Origin of the sequence: Vreelandella lionensis (assembly GCF_044543515.1) — a bacterium.
Lineage (GTDB): Bacteria > Pseudomonadota > Gammaproteobacteria > Pseudomonadales > Halomonadaceae > Vreelandella > Vreelandella lionensis.
The window spans coordinates 1-20035 of record NZ_JBITWC010000007.1 but is presented as its reverse complement, the minus strand read 5'-3'; the positions used below and the strand labels follow the sequence as shown (position 1 = coordinate 20035).

The following is a 20035-nucleotide window of genomic DNA, read 5'->3' as shown; positions in this document are numbered from 1 at the left end:
TTAGTTTAACAAACGCCGCCTTGCATTGCGCAAGGCGGCGTTTTCGTTTAACTCTGGTTGAAACGGCGTAGCTACTTGCCGTGCAGGCGTCGATGCAACGCGTGTACTTGCTCGTCCAACCCTGGCACCGGGCCATCTACCGCAAGCCCTGGCACTACGTCGTTGATCGGCAGCGTAGCCACCGGCGGCGGTGCTACGCCCCACTCGGCCAACCACTGCCCTAGCTGCTTGGTCGAGCTGACGTAAACGATCCGCCCCAACCCTACCCAGCCATGGGCTGCCGCACACATGGGGCAGTGCTCCCCGGAGGTATACACCGTGGCGGCCGCACGCGCTTCTGGTGACAGGTGATTGGCTGCCCAGCGGGCTAACGCAAACTCAGGGTGCTGCGTGGCGTCGCCTCCGGCAATACGGTTGCGGTCTTCCGCCAGTATCTCGCCCTGGGCGCTGACTAATACGCTGCCAAAGGGTTCATCACCGGCGTTGAGCGCCTCTTCTGCCAGCGCCACGGCGCGTTCTAAGTAGCGATACTCATGATCGTAAACCATACTGACCTCCCCTATCGTCTGAATACGGATTAGCCGTTCTCCACCGCGTGGCCGCCTTCTTCATCAGGCGCTTCAGCCAGCGTATGCCCTTCACTTCGGGCAATCACAGTCGTGCCGACCAAGTCTCCCGTGACATTCAGCGCCGTTGCACCCATGCCTACCAGGGCATCAATGGCGGTTAATAGCGCCACGGTTTCAATGGGCAGGCCTACTTGAGCAAACACGGTGGCAATCATGATAATGCCCGCCCCCGGCACCCCTGCCGTGCCTACCGTGACCAGCGTGCCGATCAGCACAATCTGCACCATGCTCATCAAATCCAGAGGCGCGCCAATCACGTTGGCGGCAAACACCGCTGAAATGGCAATACGGATGGCGGCACCGTCCATATTGAGCGTTGCTCCCAGCGGCAGGCTAAAGCCATAAATGCTTTTCGGGATGCCTAAACGCTGCGCGGCGTTAATCGTGACAGGCAGTGTGCCGGAGCTGCTTTGGGTTGCAAACGCGGTGGCCATCGGCGTGCGCGCCTCACCAAAAAAGCTGCGTAACTTCACGCCAAACAGCAGCATCACCGCGCAGTAGATCAACAGCTGTGCGCCGAGTGCGATGTACAGCACCATCACCATGTCACCCAACGAAAGAAGCGTTTCCATCCCCTGCTGGCTCACCGTTTCAGCAACAATGGCAAAGACGCCAATGGGCACAAAATGCAGCACCCCCGACATCACTTTCAGGGTCACCTCGTTTAACCCTTCAATAACTTGATAAAGCTGCTCGCCAAGCGCGTGCTGCTGCTCGGATTGGCGCATTTTCAGCAGCGCAATCCCGAACACCAGCGCGGTAAAGATGATGCCCAGCATATTGAGTTCGGCAAAGGCGGCCACGATATTGCCCGGCACGATATTGAGCAGCGCATCGACCACACCGGGATTCTCGGGTACCGAGAAGCTCGCGCTGTCGTTGAGCGTCATGCCGCTGCCTGGGCTAAATAGCGTTGCCACGGTTAGGCCCACCACAATGGCGAATGCAGAAGAGGCCAAGTAGTAAATAAACACCTTGCCGCCAACGCGCCCGGCACTGCCTTCCCGCGACTGATTCACCCCTACCATGAGTGTAAACAGTACAATCGGCACGATGAGGAAGGTGAGGAGACGAAGCAGTAAATCACCCAGCGGTGCTAGCCAAACGGCCACCCAGTCACCGCCCACAATACCCACCAGAACCCCCATCACCAGCGCAATGGTGACGCGCAAAATGAGTGACGCTTGAAGGTAGCGCTTCCATAAATATGTCATTGAATGCCCTGTTGGTTTAAATCAGGTTGGTATAAATCAATGGAAAACCACGTCATGTAGCATCATCGCGGGTTGCCAAACCAGCGTGGCGTTTGCTTGAGCTCCATTACGCCGACTAAATAGCTTAGCATGGAGTCTCCCGCCACTTTAGCTAGGGCAGACGGCGTGCCCCTCCTCAACACTATTGACAGGAGCCATCATGAATACGATCAACCCTAACAAGCTCCACCACAGCAAATGGACTTCCATAACGCCACGCAATAAAGAAAAGCACTTTATCGTGACTAAACTACTGCGTGATGAAAATGAAAACGTAGTAGACGTGGTACTAGAAGCGGTTCACTCCCACCGGGAAACAACGCTGGCATGGCAAGCGCTAAAAGACGATAGCACCTGGAAAATGGGTTGGAAGTAGCGAACCTACCACTCCCTGCCCTATGAAAATAAATGCAGAAAGGCTTTGACCTAGGCTAAGAAGCATGACACTGTAGCGTCAGTTGGTTAGCAAGCAGCATGGTTTCAGAAGTGTACGATCTTTTTCGGCAGCCTGATATTGTATTCCTTGTTTCACCCGCTACTTCATCTGGGTAATACCAGGAATTTTATTACGGCGCATTAGCGCGAAAGGATTTACACAATGGCAACTGGCACAGTTAAATGGTTTAACGACACCAAAGGCTTCGGTTTCATCGCTCCTTCTGACGGTGGCGACGATCTGTTTGCACACTTCTCCGAAATTCAGTCTGACGGCTTCAAAACCCTTCAGGAAGGCGCTAACGTCTCTTTCGACGTTACCCAGGGTAAAAAAGGCCTTCAGGCTTCTAACATCAAGCAAATCTCCTAAGTCCTATCTTCTTAGATAGCACTGAAAAGTTTGCTAGAACCCTCACCCATTAGGTGAACGGTTCGAACAGAAAGGCCCGCCTCGGCGGGCCTTTTTGCGTTTGGGTATTAAATCCTCTCCCATACGATCAGTTGAGCATCAATAGTCAGCGTTAGCTGCTCCAAGTTAGCTGCTCGCTCGCGCCCCTCCGCACTGGCACGATACAAATGCGGCGTCATGGTCAGCAAATCGTGGATAACGTCTGCCCCTTCTAGTGAAATAGCGTAGCTAATCTGCTCGGAAGCTCGGTGGGCAAACCCTTCCGGTACATCAGGCGCTTTCTCACGTGCAGGTTTTAAGGTGGGATAAATAATTTCCCGTAGCTCGCGCAGGTGCTCCGGCCCCGCTTCTACTTGAAGCAACTGCCCGCCCGGCTTAAGCACACGCGCAAACTCACCGTGTACCGGAAAGCCAAACATACACAGCACGCTATCCAGCGTTGCTGACTGCACCGGCAATTGGGCGTTACTGCCCACTACCCAACGGCTGATCGGTGCGTGCTTATCGTCTTGCTTCGCCGCCGACTGCACCGCCCACTTCGAGATATCCAGCCCCATCAGTGAAAGCGCCTGCGCGTCTGGCAGCTGTTGGGCCAGTTGGCGCAGGTAGTAACCCTCGCCACAGCCTGCATCCAGGCAACTGTACGTTTCTGCCTGCTCACAGTGGCGCATCACCGTCTGGCTAAGCGCCTTTGCAATGGACGCATAGTCACCCGCCGCCAAAAAGCGCTGGCGTGCGGCCACCATGGCTTTGCTGTCGCCGGGATCGGTGGAGCGCTTTTGCTGCACGGGCAGCAGGTTCACGTACCCTTGCTTGGCCACATCGAAACTATGGTTTGAGGCACACCGCCACGTGCCACCTTCCAACTGGAGCGGTTCGCCGTCTAATGGGCAGGCCAGGGCCTGAAAAGGGGTACGATTCATCGGAAGTTTCTCGTGACGGCTTTTTCTGGTGTGAATAGACGGGCAATATGCTGACACATCATCGATGGGCATCAGGCATCTAAACATTAACGATACCGGAATGCCCATATAACTCAACTTGAACGGTGAGTGTTGCAACACTCACCCCGTTTGCCGACAGTGCGTTAACTTTCGGCGACTAAGGCAACATACCATGCAACCTTTGCTGCGCATCGCGGGCGCTTGGCCCTACTTGATGGCCATCTTTCTCAATGCCTTCGTAGATCTCGGGCACAAAATCGTCATTCAGAATACGATTTTCAAAAGCTACGATGGCGCGACCCAGGTCGTGCTTACCGCTCTGGTGAATGGGCTAATTCTGCTGCCGTTTATTCTCCTCTTCAGCCCGGCAGGCCATATTGCCGACAGCACTCCCAAAGTACGTGTGCTAAGGCTCTCCGCCTGGGCTGCGGTGGCGGTGTCGCTGGGCATTACCGCCGCCTACTACCAGGGCTGGTTCTGGCTCGCTTTTGCGATGACGCTGCTGCTGGCTATTCAGTCTGCATTCTACTCACCCGCCAAGTACGGCCTAGTGAAAGGGCTGTTTGGTAAACCCCGGCTAGCCGAAGCCAACGGGCTAGTGCAGGCGGTTACCATTGGTGCAATCCTGGCCGGTACGGTGGCGTTTACCGCCCTGTTTGAACACTGGGTCACCCCCAGCGCCAGTACGCCAAGCGACCTGCTGCGCCATATTGCCCCGCTGGGCTGGCTGCTGGTGCTTAACAGCAGCCTTCAGGTCGTCGCCCTTTATCAGCTCCAACTGGATGAAGCACAGCCAGCGGCTACCCCGCTCACCTGGGCACGCTACCGCAGCGGCGCTGCGTTAAAAGAGAATCTACGCATTCTTGCCCGCCAGCCGGTGCTGCGGCTCTCTATTATTGGGTTGGCGACGTTCTGGTCGGTGGGGCAAGTGCTGCTGGCCGCTTTTCCCGCCTATGCCAAAGAGGCGCTCAGCATTGAGAACACGCTGGTGCTGCAAGCCATTCTCGCCGCCAGCGGTATCGGCATTGCTCTCGGTTCGCTGTTAGCCAGCAAGCTCTCCCGCAACCGTATTGAAACCGGCTTGATACCGCTCGGCGCTGTCGGTGTCGCCGTCGGGCTTTGGTGCCTTCCTCTCCTCACCACGCCCACCAGCCAAGCGCTCAACTTTGTGTTCATCGGCATGATGGGCGGGCTATTTATCGTGCCGCTCAACGCATTAATCCAGTTTCATGCGGCGGATCACGAGCTAGGCACCGTGCTGGCCGCCAATAACTGGATCCAAAACCTGTCGATGCTGGGCTTTTTGGTGCTCACTGCGCTGTTCGCGCTGGCGGGGGTAGATAGCCACTACCTGCTGCTGTTGGTCGCCAGCGTGGCGATGGTGGGCGGCGGCTACACCATTTTCAAACTGCCCCAGAGCTTAGTGCGCTTTATTCTCAGCTTCCTGATTACCCGCCGTTACCGCGTAGACGTTCACGGGCTGGAAAACCTGCCCGCCCAAGGCGGCGTGCTGCTGCTGGGCAACCACATTAGTTGGGTAGACTGGGCGATGGTGCAAATTGCTAGCCCGCGCCCGGTGCGCTTTGTGATGCTGAAAAACATCTACCAGCGCTGGTACCTACGCTGGTTCTTTAAAGCGCTGGGCTGCATTCCCATTGAGCGCGGCGCAGGGGCTGAGAACGCACTGGCCGCCGTGGCCGAGCAGCTCAACGCAGGGGAAGTGGTTTGCCTGTTTCCCGAAGGAGCGATTAGCCGCAACGGCCAGTTGGGCGAGCTGCGCCGAGGCTACGAGCGCGCCTGCAAACACGCCCACCCAGACGTGCGCATCGTGCCGTTTTACCTGCGTGGCCTGTGGGGCAGCCAATTCTCCCGCTCGTCTAGCAAACTCAAAGAGCTACGCAATGCGCCGCTGCACCGCTCGGTGGTAGTCGCCTTTGGTAAACCGCTGCCCAAAGACACCCCCGCCGACGTACTCAAACGGCGTATCTTCGAGCAGGCGACCCACTCGTGGCAACACGCCATGGAGGAGCTGCTTTCGCTGCCTGAGGCCTGGATCAACAGTGTCAAACGCAGCCCAAGCGCCCCAGCGTTGGCCGACACCTTGAGCCGCTCACTCAACGCAGGCCAAGCGCTCACCGCTAGCCTGCTGCTCGCCAAGCGTTTTCGCCACCGCAGCCTCAACGAATCGACGCTTGGCCTTCTGCTGCCTACCAGCACTGCTGGGGTACTGGCCAATATGGCCACACTGCTCGCGGGTAAAACGCTGGTGAACTTGAACTACACCGCCAGCCAAGCTGCCCTTGCCTCTGCGCTGCAGCAAGCCGATATTCGCACCGTCGTCACCTCGCGCCGCTTTGTGGAAAAGCTGAGCCAACGGGGGCTGGCAGTGGAATCGCTGCTGGAAGGCAAGCAAGTGATCTGTTTGGAAGATCTACAGGCGGGGATCTCCCGGTTTGAGCGCGTCAGTACGTTTCTTGCCGTGCGCCTGCTGCCCGCTTGGTTGTTACAAGCGCTGTTCTGCTATGGGCGGAATGCGGACGCCACGGCGGCCATTCTGTTCTCCAGCGGCAGCGAAGGGCAGCCCAAGGGCGTGATGCTGAGCCACCGCAACCTGATGGCCAATATCAAACAGACCTCCGACGTGCTCAATACCCAGCACGACGATGTGGTCATGGCCTCGCTGCCACTCTTTCACGCGTTCGGCTTTACCGTCACCCAGCTACTGCCATTGATCGAAGGACTGCCGCTGGTCAGTCACGCCGACCCCACCGATGCCCCAGGTGTTGCCAACGCGGTCGCCAAGCATAAAGCCACCATTATGTTCGGAACCTCCAGCATGCTACGGCTATTCAACCGCAGCCCAAAGGTACAGCCAGCCATGCTGGAAAGCCTGCGCGTTGTGGTGGCTGGCGCCGAGAAACTGGATGAAAGCGTACGTGAAGGGTTTGCGCACAAATTCAATAAGGCAATTTATGAAGGCTACGGCGCGACAGAAACCGCTCCAGTGGCGGCCGTTAACCTACCCGACGCCGTCGGCGTTCACTACCAGCAGGTTCAAAAAGGCAATAAGCCCGGCACCGTGGGTATGCCGCTCCCCGGAACCAGCATTAAGGTCGTCGACCCTGAGCGCTTCGAGGAGCTACCCACCAACGAGCCCGGCATGATTGTGATTAGCGGGCCGCAGGTGATGCAGGGCTATCTCAACGACCCTCAGCGCACCGAACAGGCCCTCAAAAGCTTCGACGGCCAGCGCTGGTACGTTACCGGCGATAAAGGGTTTATTGATGAAGATGGCTTTTTAACACTGATCGACCGCTACGCCCGTTTTGCCAAAATCGGCGGCGAAATGGTCAGCCTCAGCGCCGTCGAAGCCGCGGTCAGAGCGGTCGTCGACGACCCCGACATACCGCTGATGGCCGTCAGCCTGCCCGATGCAAACAAAGGCGAGCGCATCGTCCTACTTAGCGAAGCAGCGCTAGACGCCAAAAAGCTCAAAACCGCCCTGCGCAGCCACGGCACGCCATCGTTAATGATTCCCAGCGACTGGCTCACCGTGGAAGAGATACCCCGTCTAGGGTCAGGAAAAGCAGACTTTGCTGGCGCGAAACGGCTTGCCGAAGCGCAGCTGGCGGCTGAATCATCTTAGTAAAAAGGGCAGCGGCATGGCCGCTGCCCTTTCTGGCGAACTTACTCAGCGCTGCCGTCCTGTGAGTCACTTGAGTCGTTTGACTCACCGGTTTGTCCAGTCGCACCTTTCTGTTGGCCGCTTGATTGTTTGGCATGCTCCCCACGCGCAATATCATGATGGCTAATCACCACCACGTCGCGGGGCCACCATTCCGGATGTTCGTCGCGGATATAAGCCATTAGCTTCTCACGCACGTTCATCTCAGCGGTCCAGCCTGCCATTGGGTCGGAAGTCATTAAGTAGCAGGTGACCGTTTGCGCATGGGCGGTTTGGCCGGTGACGTAGCAGAGCAGCTTATGGTGCTCAATCACACACTCTTCTTCCTTGGCGAAATCTAGAAACTTCTCGCGTACCTGGGAGATATCCGCGCTCAGGTGCAGGGTTAACTCCATAAAGCGATACATTTTGGTGCTCTTCACCGAGAGGTTTTCAAACGGCTTGGAGGTGAAGTACGTGACCGGCACGATCAACCGCCGCTCATCCCAGGAGCGTAGGCGGATGAAGGTGTAGAAAATCCCTTCCACATAGCACCACTGTCCTTCAAAGATCACCAGATCGCCAATGCGGATGGGTTTGGCCAGCGAGAGCTGAAACGATGACAGGATATTACCCAGCACCGTCTGCCCCGCAATACCCACCAGCACGGCCAGCACACTGGCCGAGGCCAGAATGGAAAGCCCTAAAGATTCAAACAGCTGGATTTGCCCCAGCACATACACCGAAACCGCCACCACGGTGATTAAAATAATCACCCGGCGCAGGGCGTAGAGTGAGGTTAGCAGCCGGCGTTTGTCTTTGGGTTTGGTATCGTCGATTTCCCCCACCAAGCGGCGGGTCATGCGCAGCATGATGGTATCGACCAGCCGTAGCGCAATGGTGCCTGCGCCCCACGCCATGATACTAATCAGTAGCACCCTAAACGTCGTGGTCGCTACCGCTGAAAACGAGACCACGTAATCCAGCAGCATTTGGGTGACCAATGACATCACAATCATCGCTACCGGCACGCCGATTTGGTCGGCAAAAATAGTGGAAATACCGGAGGGCAGAATGCGCGCAATAAGGCCTACCAAATAGTAAGTAGCGATACCCGTGACGCCAATCGTGATCAGAAAAATAGGGATCGCCAGCCACTCCCAGACCTTCAGCACGCCAAACGACGCTTTGAGCTGCTCGGGAATGTAGCTCTCTAGCATGGAGGGTCCGTACTCTTCATACAGCGCAGGAATTGACGAGACGCTCTCCGGCATAATGAGCCATATGGGGTCTTCTTCGCCTACCCGATAGCGCCCTAGCCGCACATCGTAGGCCTGCCCCTCTATTTGCAGCGCGGCCAGCTCAATGTTGCGCCGTGGCTCGCCAGCCAAAGGGTTTTGACCAGAAGGATCTTCAATGGCGGCATCTTGGCGACCCGGCAGGTTAGAGGCGTTCAGCCACTCACCTCGTCGTAATACCTCCGCCAGTTGCTTGGCTAGCTCCGTACCCCGCGCGGGCTGCTCGCTAGGGTCGATATCAGCCAGGTTCAACAAATGCGCCGCATCGGCGTAATTTTCATCGTCGGTGAAATTCAAAAAACTGCGGATGGTCTCCCGGGGCGACATACGTTTCGCCTCTTCCGGCACCTCATCCAAGCCTGAGTTGATCGCATCCATGGTGAACCAACGCGGGTCCTCGCTCTCATCGCCTTGCGTTTGCGCCATGCCTACGCTAAAGAACAGTAGCGTGACGACCAGCACACCCCAAACGGGCCACGAGCTGTAATTTTTCATACTTGCCTTATTCAGTAAAAGTGAGCCAATACCCGCCATCAACCAACGGCTTGTGCCGCCCGCCCACTTAAATCAGTGGGCTATCCGTGTCGATGGTTGGTCAAAGTACAGACCACGTTACCTTATCCGGCAAGCAATAGCGGCTCTAGCGCTTGTTGGCGTAAGGCGAAGGCAAGAAATGGCCGCTTAGTTTTTCACTCAGTTTTCCAAATTCCCTAGGCGATTAAACGCGTCGTCATACAGCGCGGTGAGCAACAGCTCACCCTCTTTATTGACGCGAAACTCGCCGTAATAGGCCGCTTCATAGCGCTCGGCGTGGCCTTCCTGAAAGAAGAAGGCGTTGGTGGCAACTTGCACCTGCCCATGGCGCAGGCGAAACTGTAAGCGCCGCTCATCCGCTTCTAGCGGCGTGCCATCATCTATTCGCTGGAAGTGAGCAACTCGAGCGCTATCGACACGGACGACCACGTCACCATTCATAGAGGCTGAGAGGTTCTCAGCGCGCTGATACAGCTCACTTTGCAGGCGGTTCGCCAGCGCAAAGTTGAGCGCCATATAGTCGCCCTGCATTAGGGAACGGGGGTCGACCGGGGCGAGCTCTAGGTAAACCACTTCCCCTTGCGCGATATGACGCTCCTTCTGCCAAATGGCGCTGTTGACCACGACCAAAACCGCCAGCGTGGCCAGCAAGACCACCCATCGAAAACGCCTAACGCTAGCGGCCATGGTGTTCACCTCTTTTTGTTATCGCGAAGCACCAGCGTTGCAACCCCCAACGCAGCGCTAACAGCACGCTGCCCAGCACACACAGCAGCGCTGCCTTATGAAGTAGCGAGATATCTAACCAGTAGTAATAGGCGCTGATCGCCGCTAGTAGAAGAAGTATGCCGCTGGCCATTAACACCCGATGGCTAATCGCAACGCCCAGCAGCAGCACCGTGATGCCGCTACTCAGCCCCGGCACAAAATAAGCGAGCACCGCCACCAGCAAGGCAGCGCCATACGCCGCCCACATCACACTGCTTGAAGGCGAGTGGCGGCTCAGCGCCGTATGTGCCACCCATAACAGCGCCACGCCTGCCAACGCCGTACTGATGCTGCGGCTGAGCATCGGGGAAATCGCATCAATTTCAACAAAGTGGCCTAACCACAGCGCCTGCCCTGCATGGGCAACGCCTTGCAGCATAAGCACGCCCACTAACAGGCCCACGCCCCAGGCATGCATATCACTCAGGCGCTCCGGCCAGCGAAACTCGTTCAACCACAGCCCCACCAGCGCTAATACCACAAAGCCACTAGCCACCTGTGTCAACCCGCTGGCGGCAAGCGAAAACTCCAAGGCAAGGCACGCCAACACCACGGCCACAAAGCGGTGAAGGTGGCTTGGCATCCCCCATGCAAAGGCCATTTGCATGATTACCAGTGCCCAGCCTAAGCCCACAGAAAAGCTAAGCGCATCCGCTAGCGGCCACGCGATCAACAGCTGCCCCACCAAGCTAAACGCCAGCGCCATATGTTCCATGACATCGCTATCGGGTGAACGTCGCAGCAGCGCATACGCGCCTAGTACCATCAATCCGCCGACCAGTAATGCAGCGAGCGGGCTTTCCAGCACCCACACCACGCCGGTGGCGATAAACCCCAACAAAAACAGCGCGGCCAGCCAGCCCGATAGCGCTTGAACGCCGCGCACGAACCAGGGCATAGAATGCGTGGCAGTGGCCCGCTCATTCAGAACCACTCCCGCTTGCGCGAGTGCTTGCTTCAACGGTGAATATTGTTGGCTCATTGGATAGCCTCACGCTGTAGGCGTTTTAGCCACGCTACGGCTGCCGCTCCTAGCGCAAATACCGTCACGGCAACGATCAGCAGTCCGCCTGGATCGCCTTGCCCCTCCCACATCACCATGCGAGCCATACAAAGCGTCAGCACGGCGATAACCGATACGCAGCCACCGGCCAGCATAAACAGATCCAACCGCCACCAACGGTAAACGCCATAAAGCGCAGCCAACCAAACGGGGTAAAGCAACGCGCTTGGCGTGACGCCAAAGGTGAACCCAGCCACCCAACTCATCATGAGCAGCGTGATGGGTAGGCCACTGCCCAGCGCCAGCGTGCGTATTGCCCAGCGCCCTGGCCAGCCTCGTCGCTGGGCGCCCCACTCCCACACTGCTTGCGCCGCTACGTTGGCTGCCCAAAGCCCCCATAAGCCCGACTCCCCGGCGAGAAAGCGGCCATTCACTCCCCAGCCCCATACGCTGGCATGCAGCCAAATCGCCAGATTCCCCACGCCCAGCCATACCAGCCAAAGCGGGCTAAAACGCGCCGCCCACACCCACGGCAGCCCCAAGAGGGCCCAGGCGAAAAAGAGCTGCCACGGGTCTGCGCCGGTTTGGTATACCTGCCCTACTAGCGCCAGCAGAACGCCCAGCAGCACAAAGGCAGCGGTCAGCGCGACCTGAACCACCCGGCGGCTGGCTGGCCACCAAACCGCTGCCCCAATGGCCACCAATAGCGCCGCTTGCACCAAGCCAAAGCGCAGCCAGTGGCCCATCGCCACCCAGTGGTACGCCACGAAAAACAGCACCGCAAAGGCCAGTGCTAAGCCGCCTAGCCACAGCAGCAGCCTATCGAGCAGTGCCGCCCAGGCGTGAGGCGCAGGATGCAGGCCTGCCACGCTCACGGCCTTGGCTACCTGCTCAGGGGCCATCGCCCCTTGCTCAATCAGCGAGACGAGTTCACGGCGGTTCGTGGTCACAGAGGTTCCTTATGCACAGTTTTTATGCACAGTCGTTGTATCTACCGGTATTCGCAGCGCTGCGTTATACATTCGTTAAACTTGCGAGATAAACTCTTTAACACCCCGTGATGTTCCCGTGACGCGGAGCGCCGAGACTAACAGTGAGCCTACCAACCCGGCAGGTCTTCTCTCGGAGAGTTAAGCACATGAACAAGTTCACTACTCTGGCAGCATTATGCCTATTCAGCCTGATGGCAATGGTCAGCCATGCAGAAGAGATGAAAAACGATGGCGGCATGATGCAAGACAATATGCAATCCGATGGCATGAGCCACTCCATGGACGACATGAGCATGGAGAGCGGTCACATGGACTCCACCGACAGCATGAAAGAGTAACGCCCCTTTCGAGAGCCAGGAAGCTATGACGCGAAACGTACTGATCATCGAGGACAATCCAGGTATTGGCGAGCTGGTTCGTATGCACGTGGCCGAGCTGGACAGAGTGCTGAGGCTGGAAATGGGAGCGGATGACTATCTCAAGCGTGGCAGAGCTTTCCGCCCGGGTAAAAGCGCTGTTTCGGCGAGTGGATGCTATGGCTTACGCCTCACTTGAAAAAATCAGGGCGTATCTTTCTGCCTGCGTCTACCGGCTCATTCACCGTGTAAAGCCTGAGCCGAGAGCGCTAAGCGTGGCACAAAAAAACGCCCACCGACGTCGGTGGGCGCTTGTGTTGATGCGTGTGTGAATGCTTTAGCAGCGTGGCGAATTAACCAAACACACGGCGCAGGTGCGTACGGTAAGCGGCTTTATCACGCTCTACATTCGGCACCTTCATCACATCATTGGCAATAAAGGTCGGCTGAGCCTCAAGGCCAATAAACTCCTGAGATTTGTGGAACGGGAAGTAAACGCCATCCACCCCACGGCCTTCAAAGAAGTTATCCGGCTCGTCGAACGCTTCAATCGGCGCGTTCCAGGTCAGCGACAGCATGTAATGGCGGCCTTGCAGTAAGCCACCGCTGCCATACTGCTTGGTCGGGTCTTGGCGAGAGCGGCCATCGCTGGCGTACAGAGAGCCATGACCTTCAGTAAAGACTTCATCAATGTAGCGCTTTACGGTCCAGGGGGTGCCCATCCACCAGCCGGGCATTTGATACACAATGCTGTCCGCCCAGAGGAAGTTTTGCACTTCGGTGGCAACCTCATAGCCCTGCTCGATGACCGTTTCGCGCACTTCATGGCCTAGCTCTTTCAGCGTATCCACCGCCACGGCATGCAGGGTATTGTTGAGTTCACCACCAGAGTGGGCAAACGCTTTACCACCATTGATTAACAGTATCTTCATTGCTTCAACCTCACCGAGTATCGTGACCGCCCCGCTTAAAAGAAGTAAGCAGGGCATTAATTGGCAAGCATTGTGCAGTGCAGAGCAACAAAGAAAAACCAAACATCTAGCAAGAGACTTTTGCGCTAAAATCAACAATCAACCTTTTATCGAGGCACCCCAAACCAACAATGAAAAGCACTCTGGAAGAGCAGCAAGCGTTTATCACCGTGGTGGATTGCGGCTCGATTACCGCCGCTGCCGAACGGTTGGGCATTACCGTGTCAGGCGTCAGCCGCGCACTAAACCGCCTGGAGCAGAAGCTCGGCACGACGCTGCTGCGCCGCACGACCCGCCGTTTGGAACTGACCGAAGAAGGGGAAACCTTTCTCGCCCACTGCCGACGCATCCTCGCCGCCGTGGAAGAGGCCGAAGAGGCCCTGCTCGACCGCCACGACCAGCCTAAAGGCCGGCTGCGGGTCAACGCCGCGCCAAGCTTTATGCAGTATGTGATTGTCCCGGTGATTGGTGAATTTCGCGCCCGCTACCCTGGCATTACCCTAGAGCTGGATACCCATGACCGCTTTGTGGATTTGCTGGAGCAGCGGGTCGATCTAGCCATTCGCATTGGCGCATTGGAGGACTCTTCCCTTCACGCCCGCCCCCTTGGCCATAGCGCACTGCGGGTGCTGGCCAGCCCCGCCTATTTAGCCCGCCACGGCACGCCGCAGCAGGTAGAGGAGCTTTGCCGCCATAGCCTGCTCGGTTTTAGCCAGCTCGACCACTTGAACCACTGGCCGCTGACCTGTGCCGATGGTAAGCGCTTACATATCACGCCCACCCTCGCTGCCTCCAGCGGCAGCACGCTGCTGGAGCTCGCACTCAAGGGTGAAGGGATCGTGTGTTTGGCTGACTTCATGACCCGCGCGCCCCGGCAAAACCGCACCTTGGTAGAGGTACTGCCCGACCACACCGAGCTCGTCACGCAGCCGATTAACGCGGTTTACTACCGGCAAGCCACCCTGTCTCAGCGTACACGGCTGTTCATGGATTTTTTAGCCGAGCGGCTCCCCGCGCAGTATGCCCACGGCCCGTGAGAACGCTAAGCGCCGCTTGCTTCGCTTTGGGTAAAACTCGGCCACTGACCTACACTGGGTAGGCAACACAGGAGGCCGTTGCTTGGCGGAACGCCCATCATCCCATTAGCCAAGCATGGCCATTCGCTAGATCAGCATAAGGAGCATGCCGTGACAGCCACCCACACGCATACCTATCAACGTGGACTGCCCCTCTTCCATGCGATTTTTCTGGTGGGGTGCCTACCGCTGTTTCTAGGCGCAACGCTCAGCGACTACGCCTACTCCAACAGCTACCAAATACAGTGGGCGACCTTCGCCTCCTGGCTCAACGCAGGCGGGCTAGTGTTTGCCGGGCTAGCGCTGATCAGCGCGCTGATTAGCTACTTCCGCGCCCAACCGCGCAGCATTATGCTGCTGATCTACCCAGCGCTACTGCTACTGACCTGGGTACTCGGCTTTGTGAACGCCCTGTTACACGCACGGGATGCCTGGGGCATGATGCCGATTGGTTTTGCGCTCTCCCTGGTGGTCACCATCTTTGCGGGCACCGCCGTTTGGGTCGGTTTTTCCCGCTTTGGCCACGGAGGCAAACCATGAAGGATGCCATTCAGCTCCCTCGCCTTTACGCCGCGCCGCTCTGCCTGCTATTGGCGGCAGGCAGCGCCAGCGCCCAAGAAATAACGCGCTACGGCCCCAACCCCACGCTGCCCGAGCCTTCCCGTGGCCTGCTGCCGGATATGAGCGTGCCCGAACCCGCCGAGTGGGGCGACACCCTACCCAGCGTGCCGGAGGGCTACACGATTACCGCCATTGCCACCGACCTGCAGATCCCCCGCCAAACTCTGGTCCTGCCCAACGGCGATATTTTGGTGGCAGAAGGCAGTGGCGGCAGCGCGCCGCAGCTCAAACCGAAGGACTTCATTGCCGGGCTGATTAAATCCCAGGGCACCACCTCGGTGCAGAGCGGTAATCGCCTGACTCTGTTGCGCGATGCCGACGGCGACGGTCGTTATGAAGAGCAAACCACCTTCGCCGACGACCTCAACGCCCCTTACGGCCTCGCGCTGGTGGATAACAACCTCTACGTGGCCAACCAAGATACCCTGGTGCGTTTTGACTACGAAGAGGGCCAAACCCAAGCCAGCGAGCCACCGGAGGTAATTACCCAACTCCCAGCCGAGATCAACCACCACTGGACCAAAGCGATGACCGCCAGTGCCGATGGGCAGTTTCTCTATGTGGGGATTGGCTCCAACAGCAATATCACCGAGCGTGGTATGGAGGCAGAGGTCAATCGCGCGGAAATTTGGCAGATCGACCCTAACACCGGCATGCACCGCCCCTACGCCACCGGCCTGCGTAACCCCACCGCTATGGCGATTCAGCCCGGCACCGAGCAGCTATGGACGGTCGTCAACGAGCGGGACGAGCTAGGCCCCGACCTCGTGCCCGACTATCTCACCACCGTGCAGGAGGGCGGCTTTTACGGCTGGCCTTACAGCTACTGGGGCCAACACGTAGACTCCCGCGTGCAGCCCCGCAACCCAGAGAAAGTCGAGAGCGCCATCGCGCCGGATTACGCCTTGGGTTCCCACGTGGCACCGCTAGGCCTCGCCTTTTCTATCCCCGAAATGGGCGATGAGTTCGCTGAAGGTGTGTTTATTGGCGAACACGGCAGCTGGAACCGTGCCGATCCGGTGGGCTATAAAGTGGTCTTCGTACCGTTCAGCGACGGACAGCCCAGCGGCGACCCCATCGATTTCGTCTCGGGCTTTCTTACAGATGATGGTCGCACCCGTGGTCGCCCGGTAGGCGTGACCGTTGACCCAGATGGCGCGCTAATCATTGCCGACGACCTATCGAACGCTATTTGGCGGGTGACGCCGGATAGTCCATAAGCCCTCGGCGGGTGGCCTGCCACCCGCTCACTCCTCACCTGCCCACCCCCACATTGCCTCCCCATCGCGCACTTGCTTAGCGGCACTCACTATAGTTTATTAAGTGCTATCGCTACGCGGCGCTTAGCGCCTTAATGCTCACCTCGCTGATAAGAGACCGCCTATGCCCGCTGCCAATGCGCTTCACGCTCCGCTGTTTCACACCCACCATGCGCACGGGCACGGTGCCTGCTGCTGCGGTTCACCTATGCTGCAGCAGTTTCACGAGCGGGTAATGGCCGACCTCACGCGCCGCCAAGTTCTGGGCGGCACCGCTGCGTTGATGGCGATGTTTGCCGGGCTCAGCGTGCCCTCGGTGGTGAGTGCGCAGCCCCGCCAAACCAACGGCCCGCTGCTGCTCACCAACCTGCAGCTTTTCGATGGCAGTGGCAGTGCCCTGCAAAGCGGCGTTTCGGTACGTATCGAAGAGGGCCGGATTCACTCCATTCTCCCCGCCGATGCCGCCGCCGAAGGGGCGGAAGTGTTCGACTGCGGAGGCAGGCTACTGATGCCGGGGCTCATTGATGCTCATTGGCACACAACGCTGGCGGCGATTACCCAAACCGCTGCCATGACTGCCGATGTGGGCTATGTCCATTTAGTCGCGGCCCAGGAAGCCAAACGTACGCTAATGCGTGGCGTTACCTCGGTGCGGGATGTAGGCGGGCCTTCGTTTGCGCTACAGCGCGCCATTAATGAAGGGATTGTGGATGGCCCGCGCATTTTCCCCGCCGGGGCGATGATCTCGCAAACCTCCGGGCATGGCGATTTCCGTATGCGCCACGAGATTCCACGGGGCACCAACACCCCGCTCAGCGAGCAGGAGCGCCAAGGGGTAGCCGCGATTGCCGATGGGGAGGATGAAGTACTGCGACGCACCCGTGAGCAGCTCATGTTAGGCGCTTCACAAATCAAGCTGATGGCCGGTGGCGGCGTGGCCTCGCTGTACGATCCACTCGACAGCACCCAGTTTACCGAACGCGAACTGCGCGCCGCCGTAGAGGCCGCCGACGACTGGGGTACCTACGTCATGGTGCATGTGTACACCCCAAAAGGCATACAGCGCTCGCTGCGGGCAGGCGTCAAATCCATCGAACACGGCCAGCTGGCCGATGAAGAAGCCGCCCGCATGATGGCGGGCGAAGGTTCCTGGTGGAGCCTGCAGCCGTTTTTGCAGGATGAGGACGCCAACGTTTACCCCGACGCCGCCCGTCGCGAATCACAGTGGCAAGTGGCCGAAGGCACCGTGCGCGCCTACGAACTCGCCCAGCGCTTCGACATCCACACGGCCTGGGGCACCGACATTCTGTTCAGCCCACAAAACACACCTAACCAGCTGCGCCAACTGGCCAAACTCACCCGCTTCTACGACCCGCTCACGGTGCTGGCCATGGCCACCAGCCGCAATGGCGAGCTGCTGGCGCTTTCTGGCCCGCGCAACCCCTACCCCGGCACGCTAGGCAAGATCGAACCCGGTGCCTGGGCCGACCTGCTGCTGGTAGACGGCGACCCCAGCCGCAATCTGGATTTTCTGCACGACCCAGAGCAAAACCTGCGCATGATTATGAAAGGCGGGCGTATTTACAAAGACACCCGCTAAGCCTCGGTTAAAAGCTCATTATCGGTTAAAAGCCTAGTAAACGGCGACGCACCGGCCGGATAGCCACCAGAGCCAACATCGCCAAAGCCAACCACTCTAACCAGTGGGGCAGCAGCTCTTGCACTTGGCTGGCCTGCTCCACCGGGTTCCAGCCGGCTATGCCAACGGCCACATCAAACAGCCAACCTACCAGTACGGTCACTACCAGCACGCTAGCCAAGTAAACCGCCAATGCTGGGTTACCCAGCTCGCGGCGCAGAATGGCCAGCGTTGCTAGGCTGGTAATCGGCCCCGCCAGCAAAAACACTAGCGCCATCCCAGGCGAGATACCCGCTAACAGTAGCCCGGCCGCCACTGGTGTAGCTGCCGCCGCACAGATATAAAGCGGAATACCCACCACTGCCATCAGTATCAGAGCCAAAATACCGCCCGAAAACTGTGCCAGCATATCCGGCGGTACCAGAGTGACCAGCACACCGGCAAGCAGCAGCCCGGCAAACATCCACGCGCTGATATCATCCAACAGATCGCTAAACGCATAACGCAGCCCCGCACTGAGGCCGCTAGGTTCGCCGGTGTCGGCGTGGTGATCGTGGCAGCCATGCGACGAGCAGCAGCCAGCAGTGGCTGCAGGCGCAACGGCCTCTGCTTCGCGGGTAAAGCCCACTAGTAAGCCAGTCACAATGGCCGTTACCAAGGCGCCGCCAACACGTACCACCGCCATCAGCGGCCCAAGCAGCACGCTGGTGAGCAGAATCGAGTCCACACCCACGCCTGGGGTGCTGATTAAGAACGAGGTAGTCGGCCCGCGCCCCGCACCGCCCCGATGCAGCGCAATCGCGGTAGGAATCGCCCCGCAGGAGCACAGCGGCAGCGGCATCCCAATCACTGCCGCCCGTACAATACTGCCCAGGCCGCGTCCGCCCATCCAGCGCTGCAGTAGGCGCTCTGGCAACCACGCCTTAATCAGCCCGGCAATCACTAGCCCCAACAGCAGCCACGGGGCCGCCGTTAAGGCAATTTGTAGCAGCTCGGTTATCAGCGTCATCTCATCACCTACTTGTTCACGGTGGGAATGAGGACTAGCCTAAACCCTGTAATCGTTACAGGGTCAAGCCGATGACTACGTATTACCGCATTGGAGATGTTGCTGCCCGCACAGGCTGCTCACCAGAGAGTATTCGCCACTATGAAAAGCTGGGCCTATTGCCACCACCCAAACGTGGGGAGCAAGGCTACCGGCTGTATAGTCAGGCCGCGCTGGAACGCATTGGGTTTATTCGCCATGGCCGCAGCCTAGGGCTAGACCTACACAATATTCAGGAATTGCTCGAGCTTTCCGACCACCCAGATACCGACTGCAGCGCCGCCGATGAGATCGCCAGCCGCCATTTAGAGCACCTAGAAGAGCGTATTGCCAAGCTTCAGGCGCTAGCCGACGAGCTGCGCCAAGTGGTTCATCAGTGCCGGGGCGGTAAAACCGCCGACTGCCAGATTATTCAAACCCTCTACGACCACCAACCCACCTGCAGCGAGCGGGGGTGTGGGACAAAACCCAATACATAAAAAATTGGTCTAAAAATATTCAAAAAAAGGTATTAAAGTCATGCAAAATACCGAAATACCCTGAGGTCTTCTGCAATTTTTCCCGTAACTACTTACTAAGTAGTTACTACATACTTGACAGTTTTTAACAATTTTTAAAATCCCCATTGCTCATACACAAAAAAAGCAGCTGAAATAGTTGAACAACGCACCTCCCTAAGAAATTGACATAAATCATTTTTCTGCCTCCCATTTAACATTAGTTTACAATGCTGTAGTTACTCAGTCTTAGTAAGTGGTTACAATCTTTCTTCAATGGGAACACCACTTTAGCAAATAAAAATCAAATAAGAAGCATAATCACTTACTCCAATACCTCTAAGGCCAACCTGCACATAGCAAAGGGACTACAATGGGAAAAATCATTCACAACCTGTCAATCAAAAAAACGTTAACCATCGTTATGGCAACTTTGGTTTTGTTTATGCTCCTGCTTTCTGCACTGAGTATTGTCATTAACAAGAACGGCTCTAACTCACTGCATGAAATTGCCGACGTTGGTGTTGTGCAGATGAACGCCATTTGAATCGCCCCAGGTTTCATAGACACCTCCAGGCCTTATACTAAAGGTATCTAGGAGGATCCATGAGCCGTCCCCGTTACACTGAAGAATTCAAA

At 57.6% G+C, this 20035-nt stretch carries 20 protein-coding genes; 11 read left to right on the top strand and 9 right to left on the bottom strand.

The window, feature by feature from the left end; genetic code table 11:
- Positions 1-71: 71 nt before the first annotated feature.
- Together ACIGG6_RS05700 and ACIGG6_RS05695 are read right to left on the bottom strand one after the other, a co-directional pair.
- Positions 72-548, bottom strand: a complete 477-nt coding sequence (locus tag ACIGG6_RS05700; RefSeq protein WP_399843033.1) for a nucleoside deaminase — start codon at positions 546-548, stop codon at positions 72-74.
- Positions 549-577: 29 nt separating this feature from the next.
- Positions 578-1843, bottom strand: coding sequence for a dicarboxylate/amino acid:cation symporter (locus ACIGG6_RS05695; protein ID WP_044629800.1), 1266 nt, complete (start codon positions 1841-1843; stop codon positions 578-580).
- Positions 1844-2042: 199 nt separating this feature from the next.
- Here ACIGG6_RS05695 and ACIGG6_RS05690 point away from each other — a divergent pair, with 199 nt between their 5' ends.
- Together ACIGG6_RS05690 and ACIGG6_RS05685 are read left to right on the top strand one after the other, a co-directional pair.
- Positions 2043-2258 carry a TIGR02450 family Trp-rich protein gene (locus tag ACIGG6_RS05690; protein WP_399843030.1) on the top strand — a complete coding sequence of 72 codons (216 nt, stop codon included), beginning with the start codon at positions 2043-2045 and terminating at the stop codon, positions 2256-2258.
- 222 nt (positions 2259-2480) lie between these two features.
- Positions 2481-2687 carry a cold-shock protein gene (locus ACIGG6_RS05685; protein WP_009095703.1) on the top strand — a complete coding sequence of 69 codons (207 nt, stop codon included), beginning with the start codon at positions 2481-2483 and terminating at the stop codon, positions 2685-2687.
- Between the two features lie 107 nt (positions 2688-2794).
- On the opposite strand, the gene ACIGG6_RS05680 is transcribed toward ACIGG6_RS05685, so the two are convergent.
- Positions 2795-3649, bottom strand: coding sequence for a putative RNA methyltransferase (locus ACIGG6_RS05680; protein ID WP_399843027.1), 855 nt, complete (start codon positions 3647-3649; stop codon positions 2795-2797).
- A gap of 193 nt (positions 3650-3842) precedes the next feature.
- Between ACIGG6_RS05680 and ACIGG6_RS05675 the strand changes: the two genes are divergently transcribed.
- Positions 3843-7316: an acyl-[ACP]--phospholipid O-acyltransferase gene (locus tag ACIGG6_RS05675; RefSeq protein ID WP_399843025.1), complete on the top strand. Its 3474-nt coding sequence runs from the start codon at positions 3843-3845 to the stop codon at positions 7314-7316.
- A gap of 41 nt (positions 7317-7357) precedes the next feature.
- On the opposite strand, the gene ACIGG6_RS05670 is transcribed toward ACIGG6_RS05675, so the two are convergent.
- The 4 genes from ACIGG6_RS05670 to ACIGG6_RS05655 form a co-directional block, all read right to left on the bottom strand.
- A complete protein-coding gene (locus ACIGG6_RS05670) occupies positions 7358-9127 on the bottom strand; it encodes a mechanosensitive ion channel family protein (RefSeq protein ID WP_399843023.1) in 1770 nt (589 codons plus the stop codon).
- 198 nt (positions 9128-9325) lie between these two features.
- Complete coding sequence (locus ACIGG6_RS05665) at positions 9326-9853, bottom strand: GDYXXLXY domain-containing protein (RefSeq protein WP_399843021.1); 528 nt, start codon at positions 9851-9853, stop codon at positions 9326-9328.
- Complete coding sequence (locus tag ACIGG6_RS05660; protein WP_399843018.1) at positions 9843-10916, bottom strand: DUF4401 domain-containing protein; 1074 nt, start codon at positions 10914-10916, stop codon at positions 9843-9845. The genes ACIGG6_RS05665 and ACIGG6_RS05660 overlap by 11 nt, the downstream gene beginning before the upstream one ends.
- Complete coding sequence (locus ACIGG6_RS05655; RefSeq protein WP_083025049.1) at positions 10913-11887, bottom strand: DUF2157 domain-containing protein; 975 nt, start codon at positions 11885-11887, stop codon at positions 10913-10915. The genes ACIGG6_RS05660 and ACIGG6_RS05655 overlap by 4 nt, the downstream gene beginning before the upstream one ends.
- Before the next feature lie 188 nt (positions 11888-12075).
- On the opposite strand from ACIGG6_RS05655, the gene ACIGG6_RS05650 reads away from it, so the two are divergent.
- Both ACIGG6_RS05650 and ACIGG6_RS05645 read left to right on the top strand, forming a co-directional pair.
- Positions 12076-12267 carry a hypothetical protein gene (locus tag ACIGG6_RS05650; RefSeq protein WP_399843015.1) on the top strand — a complete coding sequence of 64 codons (192 nt, stop codon included), beginning with the start codon at positions 12076-12078 and terminating at the stop codon, positions 12265-12267.
- Positions 12268-12292: 25 nt separating this feature from the next.
- Positions 12293-12484, top strand: a complete 192-nt coding sequence (locus ACIGG6_RS05645; RefSeq protein ID WP_399843013.1) for a hypothetical protein — start codon at positions 12293-12295, stop codon at positions 12482-12484.
- A 154-nt stretch (positions 12485-12638) separates the two neighbouring features.
- Here ACIGG6_RS05645 and ACIGG6_RS05640 read toward each other — a convergent pair whose 3' ends face one another.
- Positions 12639-13217 carry an NAD(P)H-dependent oxidoreductase gene (locus ACIGG6_RS05640; protein WP_399843011.1) on the bottom strand — a complete coding sequence of 193 codons (579 nt, stop codon included), beginning with the start codon at positions 13215-13217 and terminating at the stop codon, positions 12639-12641.
- A gap of 170 nt (positions 13218-13387) precedes the next feature.
- On the opposite strand from ACIGG6_RS05640, the gene ACIGG6_RS05635 reads away from it, so the two are divergent.
- From ACIGG6_RS05635 to ACIGG6_RS05620, 4 genes are all read left to right on the top strand, one after another.
- Positions 13388-14293, top strand: coding sequence for a LysR family transcriptional regulator (locus tag ACIGG6_RS05635; protein ID WP_137093401.1), 906 nt, complete (start codon positions 13388-13390; stop codon positions 14291-14293).
- A gap of 150 nt (positions 14294-14443) precedes the next feature.
- A complete protein-coding gene (locus ACIGG6_RS05630; RefSeq protein WP_399843008.1) occupies positions 14444-14872 on the top strand; it encodes a DUF2231 domain-containing protein in 429 nt (142 codons plus the stop codon).
- On the top strand, positions 14869-16173 hold the full coding sequence (locus ACIGG6_RS05625; protein WP_399843006.1) for a PQQ-dependent sugar dehydrogenase: 1305 nt from the start codon (positions 14869-14871) through the stop codon (positions 16171-16173). The genes ACIGG6_RS05630 and ACIGG6_RS05625 overlap by 4 nt, the downstream gene beginning before the upstream one ends.
- A gap of 163 nt (positions 16174-16336) precedes the next feature.
- Entirely contained in the window at positions 16337-17812 is a 1476-nt protein-coding gene (locus tag ACIGG6_RS05620; RefSeq protein WP_399843003.1) for an amidohydrolase family protein, read from the top strand.
- Positions 17813-17837: 25 nt separating this feature from the next.
- Here the strand turns inward: ACIGG6_RS05620 and ACIGG6_RS05615 are convergent, their stop codons facing one another.
- The gene (locus ACIGG6_RS05615) at positions 17838-18860 is read right to left on the bottom strand and encodes an SO_0444 family Cu/Zn efflux transporter (RefSeq protein WP_399843000.1); all 1023 of its coding nucleotides are present in this window, start codon (positions 18858-18860) and stop codon (positions 17838-17840) included.
- 71 nt (positions 18861-18931) lie between these two features.
- Here ACIGG6_RS05615 and ACIGG6_RS05610 point away from each other — a divergent pair, with 71 nt between their 5' ends.
- Positions 18932-19378: a MerR family transcriptional regulator gene (locus ACIGG6_RS05610; protein WP_253507354.1), complete on the top strand. Its 447-nt coding sequence runs from the start codon at positions 18932-18934 to the stop codon at positions 19376-19378.
- Between the two features lie 391 nt (positions 19379-19769).
- Positions 19770-19943 carry a hypothetical protein gene (locus tag ACIGG6_RS05605; protein ID WP_399842996.1) on the top strand — a complete coding sequence of 58 codons (174 nt, stop codon included), beginning with the start codon at positions 19770-19772 and terminating at the stop codon, positions 19941-19943.
- Positions 19944-20035: the final 92 nt, after the last annotated feature.